We start from the raw sequence: 15,686 nt of genomic DNA on the forward strand, positions 1-15,686 counted from the left end.
ACACCGGCGATACAGTTAAGTTGTTTGGATCCACTTTAGCATAGCCGCTAAAGGCCATTGGACACCATTGAAATAATTTTCCTGAAGGCTCTAGGACAAGGCTTTCAGCACACTTTTGCGAGAAGAAAAGTGCCAAAAAAGCGTCGCCGCCTGGACAAAATTCAACCATCGGGCGACGGCCACGCCAAAAGCGTTTGGTGGTAAGCTCGCGCACCATGAATATCTACAGCTCTCGCCCTGTTGTCCTCTGTCTCTCCGGCCATGATCCCAGTGGTGGCGCCGGCTTGCAGGCAGATATCGAAGCCCTGCTCGCCCAAGGGTGCCATGCGGCTCCGGCCGTTACTGCCCTGACCGTGCAGAACACCGTCAATGTCAGCGATTTTCGCGTGCTCGACCGCGAGTGGGTACTGGCCCAGGCCAATGCCGTGCTCGGCGATTCCGAAGTAGCGGCGGTCAAGTTGGGCATGCTCGGTTCCACCGCAATGGTCGACACCGTGGTCGAACTGCTGCAGGCGCATCCGCACCTGCCGGTGGTGTGCGACCCGGTGCTGCGTGCCGGCGGCGGCGGGAGCCTGGGCAAGGACGAAGTGGGCTACGCCATGCGCGAGCGGCTGCTGCCGTTGTCGCTGATTGCCACACCGAACCTGCCCGAAGCGCGCATTCTCGCCGAACTGCCCGAAGGCACCGCGGACGAATGCGCCGAAAAACTGCTGCCATTTATAAAGCATCTGTTGATCACCGGCGGACATGGCGACGAGCATGAAGTGCACAACCGCCTCTACAGCCGCGACGGCACGCACCAGACCTTTACCTGCCAGCGCCTGCCCGGCAGCTATCACGGTTCGGGCTGCACCCTGGCCAGCGCACTGGCCGGGCGGATCGCTCAGGGCGAAGGTCTGGTGAGCGCGGTGCAATCGGCGCTCAACTACACCTGGCGCACCCTGCGTGACGCTGAACAGCTCGGCCAGGGCCAGTTTGTACCGCGCCGGCTGCCGCTGGATTTCTGCTCGTAACTTCCTGCTCGAACATCAAGAGGCCTGCCCGATGAAACTACGTGGCCTTTACGCCATCACCGACAGCCAACTGTTGGCCGGCAAATTCCTCGCCTATGTGGAAGCGGCGTTGGACGGTGGCGTGACCCTGTTGCAGTACCGCGACAAAAGCAGCGACGAAGCTCGGCGCCTGCGTGAAGCCGAAAAGCTGCGTGAACTGTGCTCGCGCTACAAGACCCAACTGATCATCAACGATGACGCCGAGTTGGCCGCGCGCCTGGGCGTCGGCGTGCACTTGGGCCAGACCGACGGCCCACTGACACCGGCCCGTGCGCTGCTGGGCTCCAAAGCCATCATCGGCGCCACCTGCCACAGCCAGATTGAACTGGCCGAACAGGCCGCGCGCGAAGGCGCCAGTTACGTCGCCTTCGGTCGCTTCTTCAATTCCAATACCAAGCCTGGTGCACCTGCCGCCACCCTTGAAATGCTGGCTGAGGCCCGCAAGCGCCTGCACTTGCCGATCTGCGTGATCGGGGGCGTCACCCTGGAAAACGCCGAGCCCTTGGTGGCCCACGGTGCCGACTTACTGGCCGTGGTCCACGGCCTGTTCGGTGCCGACAGCACCCAGGAAGTCACGCGCCGCGCCCGCGCTTTCAACGCCTTAATCAAATCCTGAATTCAGAGAGCCCCCACCATGTCTCGTTCCGAAACCCTGTTTGCCAATGCCCAGAAACACATCCCCGGCGGTGTGAACTCCCCCGTGCGTGCGTTCAAGAGCGTGGGCGGCACGCCGTTGTTCTTCAAGCATGCCGAAGGTGCCTACGTCACCGACGAAGATGATAAACGCTATGTTGATTACGTCGGTTCCTGGGGCCCGATGATCCTGGGCCACAGCCACCCGGACGTGCTGGATGCAGTGCGTAAACAGCTGGAGCACGGCTTGTCCTACGGCGCCCCTACCGCCATGGAAACCGAGATGGCTGACCTGGTGTGCTCAATCGTGCCGTCAATGGAAATGGTGCGCATGGTCAGCTCCGGCACCGAAGCCACCATGAGCGCGATTCGTCTGGCCCGTGGTTTCACCGGCCGCGACAGCATCATCAAGTTCGAAGGCTGCTACCACGGCCACTCCGACAGCCTGCTGGTAAAAGCCGGCTCCGGCCTTTTGACCCAAGGCGTGCCCAGCTCGGCCGGTGTGCCAGCGGCATTTGCCAAGCACACTCTGACGCTGCCGTTCAACGACATAGCCGCCGTCGAGCAGATGCTCAACGAAGTCGGCCAAGACGTGGCGTGCATCATTGTTGAGCCGGTGGCCGGCAACATGAACTGCGTACCACCTGCACCGGGTTTCCTCGAAGGCCTGCGCGAGCAGTGCGACAAGCATGGCGTGGTATTGATTTTCGATGAAGTGATGACCGGCTTCCGCGTCGCCCTTGGTGGTGCCCAGGCGCACTATTGCGTCACGCCTGACCTGAGCACCTTCGGCAAGATCATCGGCGGTGGCATGCCGGTAGGCTGCTTCGGCGGCAAACGCGAAATCATGCAGCACATCGCGCCACTGGGTCCGGTCTACCAGGCAGGCACGCTGTCGGGTAACCCGCTGGCTATGGCTGCCGGCCTGACCACGCTGCGTTTGATCAGCCGCCCGGGCTTTCACGCTGAGCTGACCGACTACACCACTCGCCTGCTGGACGGCCTGCAACAGCGCGCCGATGCGGCCGGCATCCCGTTTGTCACCACGCAGGCGGGGGGTATGTTCGGCCTGTACTTCAGCGGTGCGGACGATATCGTCACCTTTGATGACGTGATGAGCAGCGACGCCGACCTGTTCAAACGCTTCTTCCACTTGATGCTGGAAGGCGGCGTGTACCTGGCGCCGAGTGCCTTTGAAGCGGGCTTCACATCGATTGCCCATGGCGAAACCGAGTTGCAACTGACCCTGGACGCCGCTGAACGCGCATTCGCTGCCCTGAAATAAACGGTCGCAACATCTGGCGTCGCTGTGGGTGGCGCCAGATTTGCTACTTTGCTTACAGAGATTTCCTTATTTTTTCGAGAATTCACCTGCAATCCGGCAGATAACTTGCCCAAGCAGCAGAAAAACGAGTAAAGACTTTGTAAGCAGAGGCCTGCTTATTTCATAATGCGCGCTTATTGGATCCCGTGAGGGTCCGCGCGCCCCGTCAGAGGTAAGTCGATTCCCATGAAACGCACCGGCCGCACCCTGGTACTGGGCTGCCTGTTGCTCCTTCAGCCGCTGCTGGCAAATGCCCAAGCAGGCGGCAACTCGTTGTTAATCCCAGCGATGGGTCGTTGCACCCTCAATACCCAGCCAGACAGCCAGGCCGAATCCCTGAGCGCGTGCCAGAAACAGGCCGACGAAGGTGATGCGCAGGCGCAATATGAGTTGGGCGAGTACTACCACGACAGCAAAAATCCCGCCCTCGACCTCAACAAAGCCTTGAGCTACTTCGAGAAAGCCTCGTTGCAGGGCCACGCGCAGGCACAATTCCAGCTAGGCACCATGTTCTTCAAAGGCGAAGGCGTGCCGGCCAATAACGTTCAGGCGTATATCGTGCTGAAAATGGCCGCCGTCAACGGCGCCGAAGACGCGCTGGACACGGCCGACGAAGTCGCCGAGCACATGCAGCGCGATGAACTGGAAGTGGCCACCCAGGTGTTGGGCCAGATTTTCCGCAACTACCTGCAGGAACTGCAGAGTGCCGATGGGCGTTCGCCCTTCTCACCCCTGCCCTGACAGTCGTCTTACTTCTCAGGCATTGGCATCGGAAACGGCATGACATTGCTCACGCCCCGTGCCTCGCTGATCTTCGGCGTGCCCAGCCGCTCGACTTCATCGATACGCACAATTGAATGCATGGGCACAAAACTGCGCACCACGCCTTCGAACTGCGCCTTGAGCTTTTCTTCGCCCGGGTCGACGACCAATTGGGTGCGCTCGCCAAAGACGAACTCTTCCACTTCCAGGAAGCCCCACAGATCACTTTGATAGATCTGCTTGGCGTACATTTCGAACACCTGGCCCTGGTTGAGGAAAATCACCTTGTAGATTGGAGCTTCGCGTTTGGTCATGGTGGGCGGATAACACATCGGGGATATAAAAGAGGGCGCGAACTATAGCATGGCACCCGATGCACAACGCTAGGAACCAATGGGCATGCCCCCTATAATGTGCGGTTCTTTACCACCAGTTGACGATTCCCATGGCCAAGAAGCTTTATATCGAAACCCACGGTTGCCAGATGAACGAGTACGACAGCTCGCGCATGGTCGATCTGCTGGGCGAACACCAGGCCCTGGAAGTCACCGCCCGCGCCGAAGATGCCGACGTGATCCTGCTCAATACCTGCTCGATCCGCGAGCGTGCCCAGGACCGTGTGTACTCGCAGTTGGGCCGCTGGCGTGAATTGAAACTGGCCAATCCAGAGATGGTAATCGCCGTCGGCGGTTGCGTGGCCAGCCAGGAAGGCGCCGCGATCCGCGACCGCGCCCCCTATGTCGACGTGGTCTTCGGCCCGCAAACCCTGCACCGCTTGCCGGAAATGATCGACGCGGCCCGTATCACCAAGCTGCCTCAGGTAGACGTCTCGTTCCCGGAAATCGAAAAATTCGACCATTTGCCTGAGCCGCGTATCGACGGGCCAAGCGCCTATGTATCGGTGATGGAAGGCTGCAGCAAGTACTGCACCTTCTGCGTGGTGCCCTACACCCGTGGCGAAGAGGTCAGCCGGCCCTTTGACGACGTGCTGGCAGAGATCATCCACCTGGCCGAAAACGGCGTGCGCGAAGTGACCCTGTTGGGCCAGAACGTCAACGGCTATCGCGGCTTGACCGAGTACGGTCGCCTGGCGGATTTGGCAGAGTTGATCCGCGTAGTGGCAGCAGTGGACGGTATCGAGCGCATCCGTTACACCACTTCGCACCCGCTGGAGTTCTCCGACAGCCTGATCCAGGCCCACGCCGACGTGCCTGAGCTGGTTAAGCACCTGCATTTGCCGGTGCAGTCGGGTTCGGATCGCATCCTGTCGGCAATGAAGCGCAATCACACCGCCCTGGAATACAAATCCAAATTGCGCAAATTGCGTGCAGCAGTGCCGGGCATCTGCATCAGCTCAGACTTTATCGTCGGCTTCCCAGGCGAGACCGAAAAAGACTTCCAGCAGACCATGAAGCTGATTGAAGACGTCGGTTTCGACTTCTCCTATTCGTTCGTCTACAGCCAACGCCCCGGCACACCCGCCGCCGATCTGGTGGACGAAACCCCGGAAGCGCTGAAAAAAGAGCGCTTGAACGCGCTACAACACCGACTTAACCAGCAGGGCTTCGAGATCAGCCGACAAATGGTCGGTTCAGTCCAGCGCATCCTGGTCACCGACTACTCGAAGAAAGATCCCGGCGAATTGCAGGGCCGCACCGAGAACAATCGGATCGTCAACTTCCGTTGCGACAATCCAACCCTGATCGGCCAATTTGCCGATGTGCACATCGATGCGGCGCAACCACACTCGCTGCGCGGCTCTCTGGTGCAATAAATGTGGGAGGGGGCTTGCTCCCGATGGCGGTGAATCAGACCACTCATTTATTGCTGGCACACCGCTATCGGGGGCAAGCCCCCTCCCACATAGGAGCCGTGCAACATTCCAATGACGTAAGTGCTTTCGTACCCGCGTCACTGGCGTTATCCTCTCTTTCACCTAAACAGCCAAAGGGCGGCTAAAAGCGACCTTGAACGCACCCACAGTAGAACCCCATCGTTTTATCCTTGAGCCCTTTGAGGCTCGCCGTTTCGCCAATCTGTGCGGACAGTTCGACGAGCACCTGCGCCTGATCGAACAACGCCTGGGCATCGAGATCCGCAATCGCGGCAATCAGTTCGAGCTTATTGGTGAAGTCCAGCCCACTAAATCTGCAGAAAATCTGCTGCGCCGTCTCTACCGCGAAACCAAGGGTAGCGAGCTGTCGCCAGAAACCGTGCACCTGTATTTGCAGGAGTCGGCTGTGGAAGACTTGGCTAACAACCCCGTCGCTGAAGCCAGCGTGGCATTGCGTACCAAGAAAGGCATGATTCGCCCAAAGGGCTTGAATCAGCAGAAGTACGTCAAGGCAATCCTCGGCAACGATATCAATTTCGGCATCGGCCCCGCCGGTACCGGCAAGACCTACCTCGCCGTGGCCTGTGCAGTGGATGCCCTTGAGCGCGAGCAAGTGCGCCGCATCCTGCTGGTGCGCCCGGCGGTCGAAGCGGGCGAAAAGCTCGGTTTCCTGCCCGGCGACCTCGCACAGAAGATCGACCCGTACCTGCGTCCACTCTACGACGCGCTGTACGAGATGCTTGGCTTTGAATACGTGGCCAAGCTGATCGAACGCCAGGTGATTGAAATCGCCCCGCTGGCCTACATGCGCGGCCGCACCTTGAGCAACAGTTTCATCATCCTCGACGAAAGCCAGAACACTACGGTCGAGCAGATGAAGATGTTCCTGACCCGCATCGGGTTCGGCTCGACGGCCATCATCACCGGCGACATTACCCAGGTTGACCTGCCCAAGGGCACCAAGTCGGGCTTGAGCCATGTGATTGAAGTGCTCAAGGACGTGCCGGGTATCAGTTTCACGCATTTCTCACCCAAGGACGTAGTGCGCCACCCGCTGGTGCAACGCATCGTCGAAGCCTACGAGCGCTTCGAACACCGCGACGACGGACTGTCAAAGGACGTTCGCCGCGATGCTTGAGCTTGACCTGCAACTGGCCACCGAGGCGCCCGCCCCCAGCGAAGAACAATTCCGCCAATGGTGCGCACTGGCCCTGCGCCAGCGCACTGCCGACTCGGAATTGACCATCCGTCTGGTGGACGAGCCCGAAGGCCGCGAGTTGAACCACACCTGGCGCCAGAAAGACTACGCGACCAACGTGCTGTCGTTCCCAGCCGACGTACCCGATGAGCTGCTGGATATCCCGTTGCTGGGCGATCTGGTGATCTGCGTCGAAGTGGTGGAGCGCGAGGCGAAGGAACAAGGTAAGACGCTGGAAGCCCATTGGGCTCATCTAGTCATCCACGGCTGCTTGCATCTCTTGGGTTACGACCATATAGACGATGACGAAGCCGAGGAAATGGAAACACTGGAACAAACGTTGCTTGCCGAACTGGGTCACCCTGATCCGTATGCAGACGACGAAACATAACTGACACAACAAAGGATTTAGAGTAATCGCTATGAGCGAAGACCGATCGAGCAACGGGCAAAAGTCATGGCTGGGTAAACTGACCCAGGCTTTTGCCCACGAGCCGAAAAACCGCCAGGAGCTGCTGGAGCTGCTGCGCGAGGCCCACCAGAACAAGTTGCTGGACAGCGAAGCGCTGGCCATCGTCGAAGGCGCCATCCAGGTCGCTGACCTGCAAGTACGGGACATCATGGTCCCGCGCTCGCAGATGATCAGCATCAAGGCGACCCAGACCCCGCGGGAATTCCTCCCGGCCGTGATCGACTCCGCGCACTCGCGCTACCCGGTGATCGGTGAAAGCCATGACGACGTCATGGGCGTCCTGCTGGCCAAGGACCTGCTGCCGCTGATCCTCAAGGAGAACGGCGACAGCTTCAACATCAAGGACCTGCTGCGTCCCGCCACCTTCGTACCCGAATCCAAGCGCCTGAATGTGCTGCTGCGCGAATTCCGCGCCAACCACAATCACATGGCCATTGTGATCGACGAATACGGCGGCGTGGCCGGCCTCGTGACCATCGAAGACGTGCTGGAACAGATCGTCGGCGACATCGAAGATGAGCACGACGTCGAAGAAGACAGCTACATCAAGCCGCTGCCGAGCGGTGACTTCCTGGTCAAGGCGCTGACGCCGATCGAGAACTTCAACGAGTTTTTCGACAGCGAATTCTCCGACGACGAGTTCGACACCGTTGGCGGCCTGGTAATGAGTGCGTTCGGGCATCTGCCCAAGCGTAACGAAACCACCGAGATCGGCGCGTATCGCTTCCGCATCCTGAATGCCGATAGCCGTCGTATCCACTTGATCCGCTTGACCCCTATTGCCCGTTAAGGACTGAAATGCGCCGCATGATCGCACCCGGCTGGCCCGGTAACTTGCTGGCCGTGGTGGCCGGCGCCATCACTACCCTGGCGCTGGCGCCGTTCGATCTGTGGCCGTTTGCACTGATCGCGGTCGGAGTGTTCTATGTCGGCCTGCGAGAGCTGACACCCCGTCAGGCGCTGGGCCGTGGTTGGTGTTTCGGTTTCGGCCTGTTTGGTGCTGGCACCAGCTGGATTTACTACAGCATCCACCACTTCGGCGGCGCTTCGGTGCTGCTGGCGGGGTTCCTGATGCTGTTGTTCACCGCCGCCATTGCCTGGTTCTTCGCCCTGCCTGCCTGGCTGTGGGCGCGCTGGTTGCGTCGCAATGAAGCACCGTTGGCAGATGCGCTGACGTTTGCCGCATTGTGGGTCGGCCAGGAAGCCTTTCGCGGCTGGTTCCTCACCGGATTCCCGTGGCTGTACTCCGGTTATAGCCAGCTCGACGGCCCCCTCACCGGCCTGGCGCCAGTGGGTGGCATGTGGCTGATTTCCTTTGACCTGGCACTGACGGCGGCCCTGCTGTGCAACCTGCCGCGCCTGCTGGCCAGTAAACGCAATGGGTTTATCGGCGCAGGTCTGGTGTTGCTGGTCGCCCCCTGGGCCATCGGCCTGGCGCTCAAGCATCACGCTTGGACGTCCCCGTCCGGCGCTCCGCTGACCGTAGCGGCCATCCAGGGCAACGTCGAACAAAGCATGAAGTGGGACCCCGAGCAGCTCAATGCACAGCTCGCGCTGTACCGCGACATGAGTTTCAGCTCCAAGCCTGTCGACCTGTTGGTGTGGCCGGAAACGGCGGTGCCGGTGCTCAAGGAGTCCGTCGAGGGCTACCTGGGGATGATGGGCAAGTTTGCCGCCGACCGACACACCGCGCTGATCACCGGCGTGCCAATACGCCAGGAAGTGCACCACCAGAAGCGCTACTTCAATGGCATCACCGTGGTAGGCGAAGGCGACGGCACTTACCTGAAGCAGAAGCTCGTGCCGTTTGGCGAATACGTGCCGCTGCAGGACATGCTGCGCGGACTGATTGCCTTCTTCGACCTGCCGATGTCGGACTTCGCCCGCGGGCCTGCCGACCAGGCGATGTTGCAGGCGAAGGGCTATCAGATCGCGCCTTTCATTTGCTACGAAGTGGTCTACCCGGAATTCGCCGCCGGACTGTCGGCCCAGAGCGACCTGCTGCTGACCATCAGCAATGACACCTGGTTCGGCCGCTCCATCGGCCCGCTGCAGCACCTGCAAATGGCGCAGATGCGTGCGTTGGAGGCTGGGCGCTGGATGATCCGTGCGACCAATAATGGCGTGACTGGGTTGATCAACCCGTTTGGCCAGATCACTGCGCAGATCCCGCAATTCGAGCGCGGAATCCTCTATGGCGAAGTGGTGCCGATGCATAACCTGACGCCATACCTGCAATGGCGCTCGTGGCCGCTGATCATCGTGTGCCTGGGGTTGTTTGGTTGGGCGCTGCTGGCAGGCCGGATGTCAAAAACCGTCTAACAGCCAACGCGAATCAAAATGTGGGAGAGGACTTGCCCCCTCCTACATCTTGATCTGCATTTTAATCAGCAGGGTTATCGATAGAACAACCGATACCCCACCTGCCCTACCGCCTCGTTGATCAACTGCCCGCTCTGCCACACCGACTTGAACTCGGGCATCCATCCACCCAGCGGCCGGGCATTGTCCACGCCCAGAAACCCCACCGGCGCCGGCACCACGGTGAAGCCGGCCTTTTCAAAACTCCACACCGAACGCGGCATGTGCCAGGCCTGTGTCACGACCACCACACGCTTGATGCCCTCGGGCAATAGAATCTCGGCACTCATCTGTGCGTTTTCCCAGGTGGTACGGCTGCGCTCTTCCTTCCAGCGCACCGTAACGCCGAAATCATCCTGCATCGATACCGCCATCAGCTCAGCTTCACTGGGCGGCGTACCGTAGTGCAATCCCCCGGTGGTAAGCACCGGCAGGCCGGACGCCTTGGCCAGTCGGGCGGCATACCGCTGGCGCTCCAGGCCAATACCGGTAGGCTGATCAGAACCCCATGCCGGGTCGCCGCGCTCACGTCCCGAGCCCAGCACCACAATGGCGTCGGCGCGCTGGGCCAGGGTCGACCAGTCTTCACGCGCCAACGGAGGCTCGGTCTCCAGGGCCCGCGCGCCCCACTCCACGGCCACCGGCAAGCTGATCAACCACATGCCGCCAAACCCCAGGGCAAAGCAGCAGCCGGCCAAACGTGGGCGAGTGCGTCTAAACCACCAGGCAAGGGCCAGCAGCAGCAAGAGAATGCCGGGCGGCAGGAGCAGTTGTTTAATGAAATAACGAATAGGCATCGGGCATCTCCAAAGATGCCCGAAGCCTAAGGTGTAACGGGGTTTAGCGACAATCTCTACAGTGAAATAGCGCAATGGTGTTGTTCAGCGGGGGTTAACTACTTGTAGCGGGCGGACCGGAATATTTCCGGGCCACGACCGGCCGGCAAGTCCTTGAGCCACACCACCTTGGCAGAGTGCGTAGGCTCTTGGACTGGCGGGGTTGCCACCCAAGGGGGCGCACTGCGTTTGTTGCGTTCCAAGTAAGCCTTGATCAGTTCCAACTCCGCGCGACTCAATCCACGCAGTTCCAACTCGACAGGCCGTTCATCACGCAATCGGCCCGCTGTCCTCGCTGCATCCAATGCACGACCCAATCGGTCGATCAGTCCCTCGTAGACGTCCGGTTTAGTTGCGATTCGCTGCGATTCAACCATCCCCTCACCTCATTGAAGAAAGACTTGCTCCCCACTGAACAGCGTAGCCCTCGTTGCTGCGCCTGCCCGGCGCCGCGACAGACGGCCTCGGCTACGCAATCAGGGTTTCCCTCGATAGAGTGGGGTCATGTATGCTACGGCGCTTCCTGTAACTCCACTTCCCGCAGGGTTTGGGCACGGACGCGCCGCTTTTTGGTGTCGAACAACCTGAACGTTGCACCGAAGAGGATTAGGCCACCCCTATCCAGTTCAAAAGTAGCCATGCACGAACAATATCAGCCCCGTGAAATAGAAAATGCCGCCCAAACCTTCTGGGACGAGCAAAAGTCCTTTGAAGTCAGTGAACAGCCAGGCAAGGAGACTTTCTATTGCCTATCGATGTTCCCTTACCCCAGCGGCAAGCTACACATGGGGCACGTGCGTAACTACACCATCGGCGACGTGATTTCCCGCTACCAGCGCATGCAAGGCAAGAACGTCCTGCAACCCATGGGTTGGGACGCCTTCGGCATGCCGGCGGAAAACGCTGCGATGAAAAACAACGTGGCTCCCGCCAAGTGGACCTACGAAAACATCGCCTACATGAAGACCCAGCTGCGCAGCCTGGGCCTGGCGGTGGACTGGTCCCGCGAAGTGACCACCTGCAAGCCGGATTACTACCGCTGGGAACAATGGCTGTTCACTCGCCTGTTCGAAAAAGGCGTGATCTACAAAAAAAGCGGCACCGTGAACTGGGACCCGATCGACCAGACCGTGCTGGCCAACGAGCAGGTGATCGACGGGCGCGGCTGGCGTTCCGGCGCGCTGATCGAAAAGCGCGAAATCCCGATGTACTACTTCAAGATCACCGCCTACGCGGATGAACTCTTGTCGAGCCTCGACGATTTGCCGGGCTGGCCTGAACAGGTCAAGACCATGCAGCGCAACTGGATCGGCAAGTCCAAGGGCATGGAAGTGCAGTTCCCGTACAACGTCGACTCCATCGGCGAAGCGGGCGCACTCAAAGTCTTCACCACCCGTCCCGACACCCTGATGGGCGCGACCTACGTCGCCGTGGCCGCCGAGCACCCGCTGGCCACCCAGGCCGCACAGAACAACCCCGAGCTGCAGGCGTTCATCGCCGAATGCAAAGGCGGCAGCGTGGCTGAAGCCGACGTCGCCACCCAAGAGAAAAAAGGCCTGCCGACCGGCCTGTTCGTCGAGCACCCACTGACCGGCGAGAAGTTGCCGGTTTGGGTCGCCAATTACGTGTTGATGCACTACGGCGATGGCGCAGTAATGGCTGTACCGGCCCACGACGAGCGTGATTTCGAATTCGCCACCAAATACAACCTGCCGATCAAGTCGGTGGTGCGCACCAGTTCGGGCGACACCAACCCGGCCCCATGGCAAGACGCCTACGGCGAGCACGGCACCCTGATCAATTCCGGAGAGTTCGACGGTCTGGACTTCGCCGGCGCCTTCGACGCCATCGAAGTCGCGCTGATCAAGAAGAACCTCGGCGCCTCGCGCACCCAGTTCCGCCTGCGCGACTGGGGCATCAGCCGCCAGCGTTACTGGGGCTGCCCGATCCCGATCATCCACTGCGATACCTGCGGTGACGTGCCGGTGCCGGAAGACCAGTTGCCAGTCGTGCTGCCGGAAGACGTGGTGCCGGACGGCGCCGGTTCGCCATTGGCACGCATGCCTGAGTTCTACGAGTGCAGTTGCCCTAAATGCGGCCAGCCTGCCAAGCGTGAAACCGACACCATGGACACCTTCGTGGAGTCCTCGTGGTACTACGCCCGCTACGCCTCGCCTCACTACGAGGGTGGCCTGGTGGAAAAATCCGCGGCTGACCATTGGTTGCCGGTGGATCAGTACATTGGTGGCATCGAACACGCCATTCTTCACCTGCTGTACGCGCGTTTCTTCCATAAGCTGATGCGCGACGAAGGCCTGGTGAGTTCCAACGAACCGTTCAAGAACCTGCTGACCCAAGGCATGGTGATCGCCGAGACCTACTATCGCCGCGAAGCTAATGGCGCCTACACTTGGTTCAACCCGGCGGACGTCGAACTTGAGCGCGACAGCAAAGCCAAGGTCATCAGCGCCAAGCTGATCGCCGACGGCCTGCCGGTGGAGATCGGCGGTACCGAGAAAATGGCCAAGTCGAAGAACAATGGCGTCGACCCACAGTCGATGATCGACCAGTTCGGTGCCGACACCTGCCGTCTGTTCATGATGTTCGCCTCGCCACCTGACATGAGCGCCGAATGGTCCGACTCCGGCGTCGAAGGCTCGCACCGCTTCCTCAAGCGCGTCTGGCGCCTGGCTCACGCCCATGTCAGCCAGGGCCTGCCGGCCAAGCTGGACGTGGCGTCCCTGAGCGACGAGCAGAAACTTATTCGCCGCAGCACCCACCTGGCCATCAAGCAAGCCAGCCAGGATGTAGGCCAAAACCACAAGTTCAACACCGCCATCGCCCAGGTGATGACATTGATGAACGTGCTGGAAAAAGCCCCGCAAGCGACCGAACAGGACCGCGCACTGGTACAGGAAGGCCTGGAAACGGTCACCCTGCTGCTGGCACCGATTACGCCGCACATCAGCCACGACCTGTGGAGCCGTCTGGGCCATAGCGACGCAGTCATCGATGCGCGCTGGCCGGTGCAGGATGACAGCGCCCTGGTACAGGACACGCTGCAACTGGTGATCCAGGTCAACGGTAAGCTGCGTGGCCAGATCGACATGCCGGCCAGTGCCAGCCGTGAAGAAGTCGAAGCGGCCGCACGCGTCAACGAGAACGTGCTGCGCTTTACCGAAGGCCTGACGATCCGCAAAGTGATCGTGGTGCCTGGCAAACTGGTCAATATCGTCGCTAGCTAATCGCATCGGGCGCAGGGCTTGAGCCCTGCGCCGAACAAAGCCTTCAAGGCCTCGATAAGGCCCACATGGTTTCAAGGGGAGCAACAAAATGATCAAACGCAATCTGCTGGTTATGGGCCTTGCCGTGCTACTGAGCGCTTGCGGCTTCCAGCTGCGCGGCACCGGCACCAATGACCTGACGATCAAGGAGCTGGATGTCAGCGCGCGCGACGCCTACAGCGAAACCGTGACCCAGTTGCGCCAGGTCCTGGAAAACAACGGGGTACACGTCTACACCGGCGCAACCTACAAGCTGTTCCTGGCGAACGAAAAAGAAACCCAGCGCAACCTGAGTTACGCCAGCGCAGGGCGCGCCTCGGATATCGAACTGAGCACTGTGCTCAGCTTTGAAATCCAGGGCCGCGACCACCTGCCATTGATGGGTGACAACATCCAGGTGCAGAAAATCGTCAGCCACGATGGCAACAACCTGGTGGGCTCGGATGCCGAAATCATCCAGGTCCGCAAGGAAATGCGTCGTGATCTGGTGCAACGCGTAGTCTTGCGCCTGTCGATGCTGACCCCGGAGAAGCTGGAAACCTTGCAGCAAGCCGCTGACAACAAGGCCAAGGCTGACGCCGATGCGCTGAAAGCTGCGAAAGAGTACGAAGACAACACGCCGAAACAATCGCCTGTTGAAGTACCTGTCGAGTAAGCCAGACGGGGCGCCCCAGGCGCCCCGCTCTACCTGCCTATGAAACTCGCCCCCGCCCAACTCGCCAAACACCTACAAGGTGGCCTCGCGCCTGTCTACATCGTCAGCGGTGATGACCCGCTGCTGTGCCAGGAAGCCGCCGACGCCATCCGTACCGCCGCACGCCAGCAGGGCTTCGATGAACGCCAGGTATTCAGCGCCGACGCCAGTTTCGACTGGGGCACGCTGCTGCAAGCCGGCGCGAGCATGTCGCTATTCGCCGAAAAACGCCTGCTTGAGCTGCGTCTGCCATCGGGCAAGCCTGGTGATAAAGGCGCGGCAGCACTGATGGAATACTGCTCACGTCCCGCTGAAGATACGGTCTTGCTGATCAGCCTGCCCAAACTCGACGGCAGCGCGCAGAAGACCAAGTGGGGCAAGGCCTTGGTAGAAGGGTCGCAGACCCAGTTCATCCAGATATGGCCGGTGGACAGCAATCAGCTGCCGCAGTGGATTCGCCAGCGCCTCTCACAATCGGGGCTGGCCGCAACGCAAGACGCCGTTGAGCTGATCGCCGCCCGGGTCGAAGGCAACTTGCTTGCCGCCGCTCAGGAGATCGAAAAGCTCAAGCTGATGGCCGAAGACGGGCAGATTACCGTCGAAACGGTACAAGGCGCCGTGGCGGACAGTGCACGTTTTGACGTATTCGGGCTGGTGGATGCAATCCTCAGCGGCGAACCCGCCCACGCCCTGCGCATGCTCGAAGGCCTGCGTGGCGAAGGGGTCGAGCCACCAGTGATTCTCTGGGCCCTGGCCCGAGAGCTTCGGGTATTGGCCAATATTGCCCTGCAGTACAGCCAAGGCACGCCGCTGGACAAGTGCTTCAGCCAGGCTCGGCCACCGGTGTGGGACAAGCGCAAACCCCTGATGAGCAAAGCCCTTCAACGGCACTCGGCGCAACGCTGGGCACAACTGTTGCTGGAGGCGCAGCGCATTGATGCGCAGATCAAGGGCCAGGCGGCGGGTTCACCGTGGATGAGCCTCAGCCGTTTGTCGTTGTTGATGGCCGGTCAGCGCCTGACACTTCCAGCCGAATAATCCTAGTTTCCAAACACCACAGAACCAATGTGGGAGGGGGCTTGCTCCCGATGGCGGCGCTGAAGTCGACACATGTATTGACTGAAACACCACCATCGAGGGCAAGCCCCCTCCCACATGTCCTATCGCGTACGCAATGAAATCTCCTACCCGCCGCCGGGCTTTACAGCTGTCCAACTTCGGCAGATGATTTGCACC

Annotated in this window: 15 protein-coding genes; 12 read left to right on the forward strand and 3 right to left on the reverse strand. The window is 60.4% G+C overall.

The window, feature by feature from the left end:
- Positions 1-215 precede the first annotated feature (215 nt).
- From AOA61_RS29345 to AOA61_RS29360, 4 genes are all read left to right on the forward strand, one after another.
- A complete protein-coding gene (locus AOA61_RS29345) occupies positions 216-1,013 on the forward strand; it encodes a hydroxymethylpyrimidine/phosphomethylpyrimidine kinase (RefSeq protein WP_032884614.1) in 798 nt (265 codons plus the stop codon).
- Positions 1,014-1,044: 31 nt separating this feature from the next.
- Positions 1,045-1,668: a thiamine phosphate synthase gene (gene thiE, locus AOA61_RS29350; RefSeq protein ID WP_032884613.1), complete on the forward strand. Its 624-nt coding sequence runs from the start codon at positions 1,045-1,047 to the stop codon at positions 1,666-1,668.
- An 18-nt stretch (positions 1,669-1,686) separates the two neighbouring features.
- Entirely contained in the window at positions 1,687-2,970 is a 1,284-nt protein-coding gene (hemL, locus tag AOA61_RS29355; protein ID WP_099603270.1) for a glutamate-1-semialdehyde 2,1-aminomutase, read from the forward strand.
- A gap of 225 nt (positions 2,971-3,195) precedes the next feature.
- Positions 3,196-3,750 (forward strand): tetratricopeptide repeat protein, encoded by a 555-nt coding sequence (locus AOA61_RS29360; protein ID WP_032884611.1) that lies wholly within the window; start codon positions 3,196-3,198, stop codon positions 3,748-3,750.
- Positions 3,751-3,758: 8 nt separating this feature from the next.
- On the opposite strand, the gene AOA61_RS29365 is transcribed toward AOA61_RS29360, so the two are convergent.
- Positions 3,759-4,085 (reverse strand): DUF1820 family protein, encoded by a 327-nt coding sequence (locus tag AOA61_RS29365; RefSeq protein WP_003236992.1) that lies wholly within the window; start codon positions 4,083-4,085, stop codon positions 3,759-3,761.
- Positions 4,086-4,216: 131 nt separating this feature from the next.
- Between AOA61_RS29365 and miaB the strand changes: the two genes are divergently transcribed.
- From miaB to lnt, 5 genes are all read left to right on the forward strand, one after another.
- On the forward strand, positions 4,217-5,545 hold the full coding sequence (gene miaB / locus AOA61_RS29370; RefSeq protein WP_099603271.1) for a tRNA (N6-isopentenyl adenosine(37)-C2)-methylthiotransferase MiaB: 1,329 nt from the start codon (positions 4,217-4,219) through the stop codon (positions 5,543-5,545).
- A gap of 193 nt (positions 5,546-5,738) precedes the next feature.
- On the forward strand, positions 5,739-6,743 hold the full coding sequence (locus tag AOA61_RS29375; RefSeq protein ID WP_099603272.1) for a PhoH family protein: 1,005 nt from the start codon (positions 5,739-5,741) through the stop codon (positions 6,741-6,743).
- Positions 6,736-7,194, forward strand: coding sequence for an rRNA maturation RNase YbeY (gene ybeY, locus AOA61_RS29380; protein WP_032884608.1), 459 nt, complete (start codon positions 6,736-6,738; stop codon positions 7,192-7,194). Before AOA61_RS29375 ends, ybeY begins: the two co-directional genes overlap by 8 nt.
- Positions 7,195-7,225: 31 nt before the next feature.
- Entirely contained in the window at positions 7,226-8,065 is an 840-nt protein-coding gene (locus AOA61_RS29385; protein WP_005791724.1) for an HlyC/CorC family transporter, read from the forward strand.
- A gap of 8 nt (positions 8,066-8,073) precedes the next feature.
- The gene (gene lnt, locus AOA61_RS29390) at positions 8,074-9,597 is read left to right on the forward strand and encodes an apolipoprotein N-acyltransferase (RefSeq protein ID WP_099603273.1); all 1,524 of its coding nucleotides are present in this window, start codon (positions 8,074-8,076) and stop codon (positions 9,595-9,597) included.
- A 74-nt stretch (positions 9,598-9,671) separates the two neighbouring features.
- On the opposite strand, the gene AOA61_RS29395 is transcribed toward lnt, so the two are convergent.
- Together AOA61_RS29395 and AOA61_RS29400 are read right to left on the reverse strand one after the other, a co-directional pair.
- Positions 9,672-10,433, reverse strand: a complete 762-nt coding sequence (locus AOA61_RS29395) for a YdcF family protein (RefSeq protein ID WP_095186210.1) — start codon at positions 10,431-10,433, stop codon at positions 9,672-9,674.
- A 98-nt stretch (positions 10,434-10,531) separates the two neighbouring features.
- Complete coding sequence (locus AOA61_RS29400; protein ID WP_099603274.1) at positions 10,532-10,849, reverse strand: hypothetical protein; 318 nt, start codon at positions 10,847-10,849, stop codon at positions 10,532-10,534.
- Between the two features lie 261 nt (positions 10,850-11,110).
- Here AOA61_RS29400 and leuS point away from each other — a divergent pair, with 261 nt between their 5' ends.
- The 3 genes from leuS to holA all read left to right on the forward strand — a co-directional run bounded on the left by leuS (position 11,111) and on the right by holA (position 15,488).
- Positions 11,111-13,717: a leucine--tRNA ligase gene (gene leuS / locus AOA61_RS29405; protein ID WP_032884604.1), complete on the forward strand. Its 2,607-nt coding sequence runs from the start codon at positions 11,111-11,113 to the stop codon at positions 13,715-13,717.
- 88 nt (positions 13,718-13,805) lie between these two features.
- Positions 13,806-14,411, forward strand: coding sequence for an LPS assembly lipoprotein LptE (gene lptE, locus AOA61_RS29410; protein ID WP_032884603.1), 606 nt, complete (start codon positions 13,806-13,808; stop codon positions 14,409-14,411).
- Between the two features lie 39 nt (positions 14,412-14,450).
- Positions 14,451-15,488 (forward strand): DNA polymerase III subunit delta, encoded by a 1,038-nt coding sequence (holA, locus tag AOA61_RS29415; protein WP_099603275.1) that lies wholly within the window; start codon positions 14,451-14,453, stop codon positions 15,486-15,488.
- Positions 15,489-15,686 lie beyond the last annotated feature (198 nt).

The organism is Pseudomonas sp. 2995-1 (genome assembly GCF_002742505.1).
Taxonomy (GTDB): domain Bacteria; phylum Pseudomonadota; class Gammaproteobacteria; order Pseudomonadales; family Pseudomonadaceae; genus Aquipseudomonas; species Aquipseudomonas sivasensis.

Bases quoted from the DNA above. Each gene is read 5' to 3' on its own strand.
- AOA61_RS29345 (WP_032884614.1), top strand. From the start codon at position 216: ATGAATATCTACAGCTCTCGCCCTGTTGTCCTCTGTCTCTCCGGCCAT.
- thiE (WP_032884613.1), top strand. From the start codon at position 1,045: ATGAAACTACGTGGCCTTTACGCCATCACCGACAGCCAACTGTTGGCC.
- hemL (WP_099603270.1), top strand. From the start codon at position 1,687: ATGTCTCGTTCCGAAACCCTGTTTGCCAATGCCCAGAAACACATCCCC.
- AOA61_RS29360 (WP_032884611.1), top strand. From the start codon at position 3,196: ATGAAACGCACCGGCCGCACCCTGGTACTGGGCTGCCTGTTGCTCCTT.
- AOA61_RS29365 (WP_003236992.1), bottom strand. From the start codon at position 4,085: ATGACCAAACGCGAAGCTCCAATCTACAAGGTGATTTTCCTCAACCAG.
- miaB (WP_099603271.1), top strand. From the start codon at position 4,217: ATGGCCAAGAAGCTTTATATCGAAACCCACGGTTGCCAGATGAACGAG.
- ybeY (WP_032884608.1), top strand. From the start codon at position 6,736: ATGCTTGAGCTTGACCTGCAACTGGCCACCGAGGCGCCCGCCCCCAGC.
- AOA61_RS29385 (WP_005791724.1), top strand. From the start codon at position 7,226: ATGAGCGAAGACCGATCGAGCAACGGGCAAAAGTCATGGCTGGGTAAA.
- lnt (WP_099603273.1), top strand. From the start codon at position 8,074: ATGCGCCGCATGATCGCACCCGGCTGGCCCGGTAACTTGCTGGCCGTG.
- AOA61_RS29395 (WP_095186210.1), bottom strand. From the start codon at position 10,433: ATGCCTATTCGTTATTTCATTAAACAACTGCTCCTGCCGCCCGGCATT.
- AOA61_RS29400 (WP_099603274.1), bottom strand. From the start codon at position 10,849: ATGGTTGAATCGCAGCGAATCGCAACTAAACCGGACGTCTACGAGGGA.
- leuS (WP_032884604.1), top strand. From the start codon at position 11,111: ATGCACGAACAATATCAGCCCCGTGAAATAGAAAATGCCGCCCAAACC.
- lptE (WP_032884603.1), top strand. From the start codon at position 13,806: ATGATCAAACGCAATCTGCTGGTTATGGGCCTTGCCGTGCTACTGAGC.
- holA (WP_099603275.1), top strand. From the start codon at position 14,451: ATGAAACTCGCCCCCGCCCAACTCGCCAAACACCTACAAGGTGGCCTC.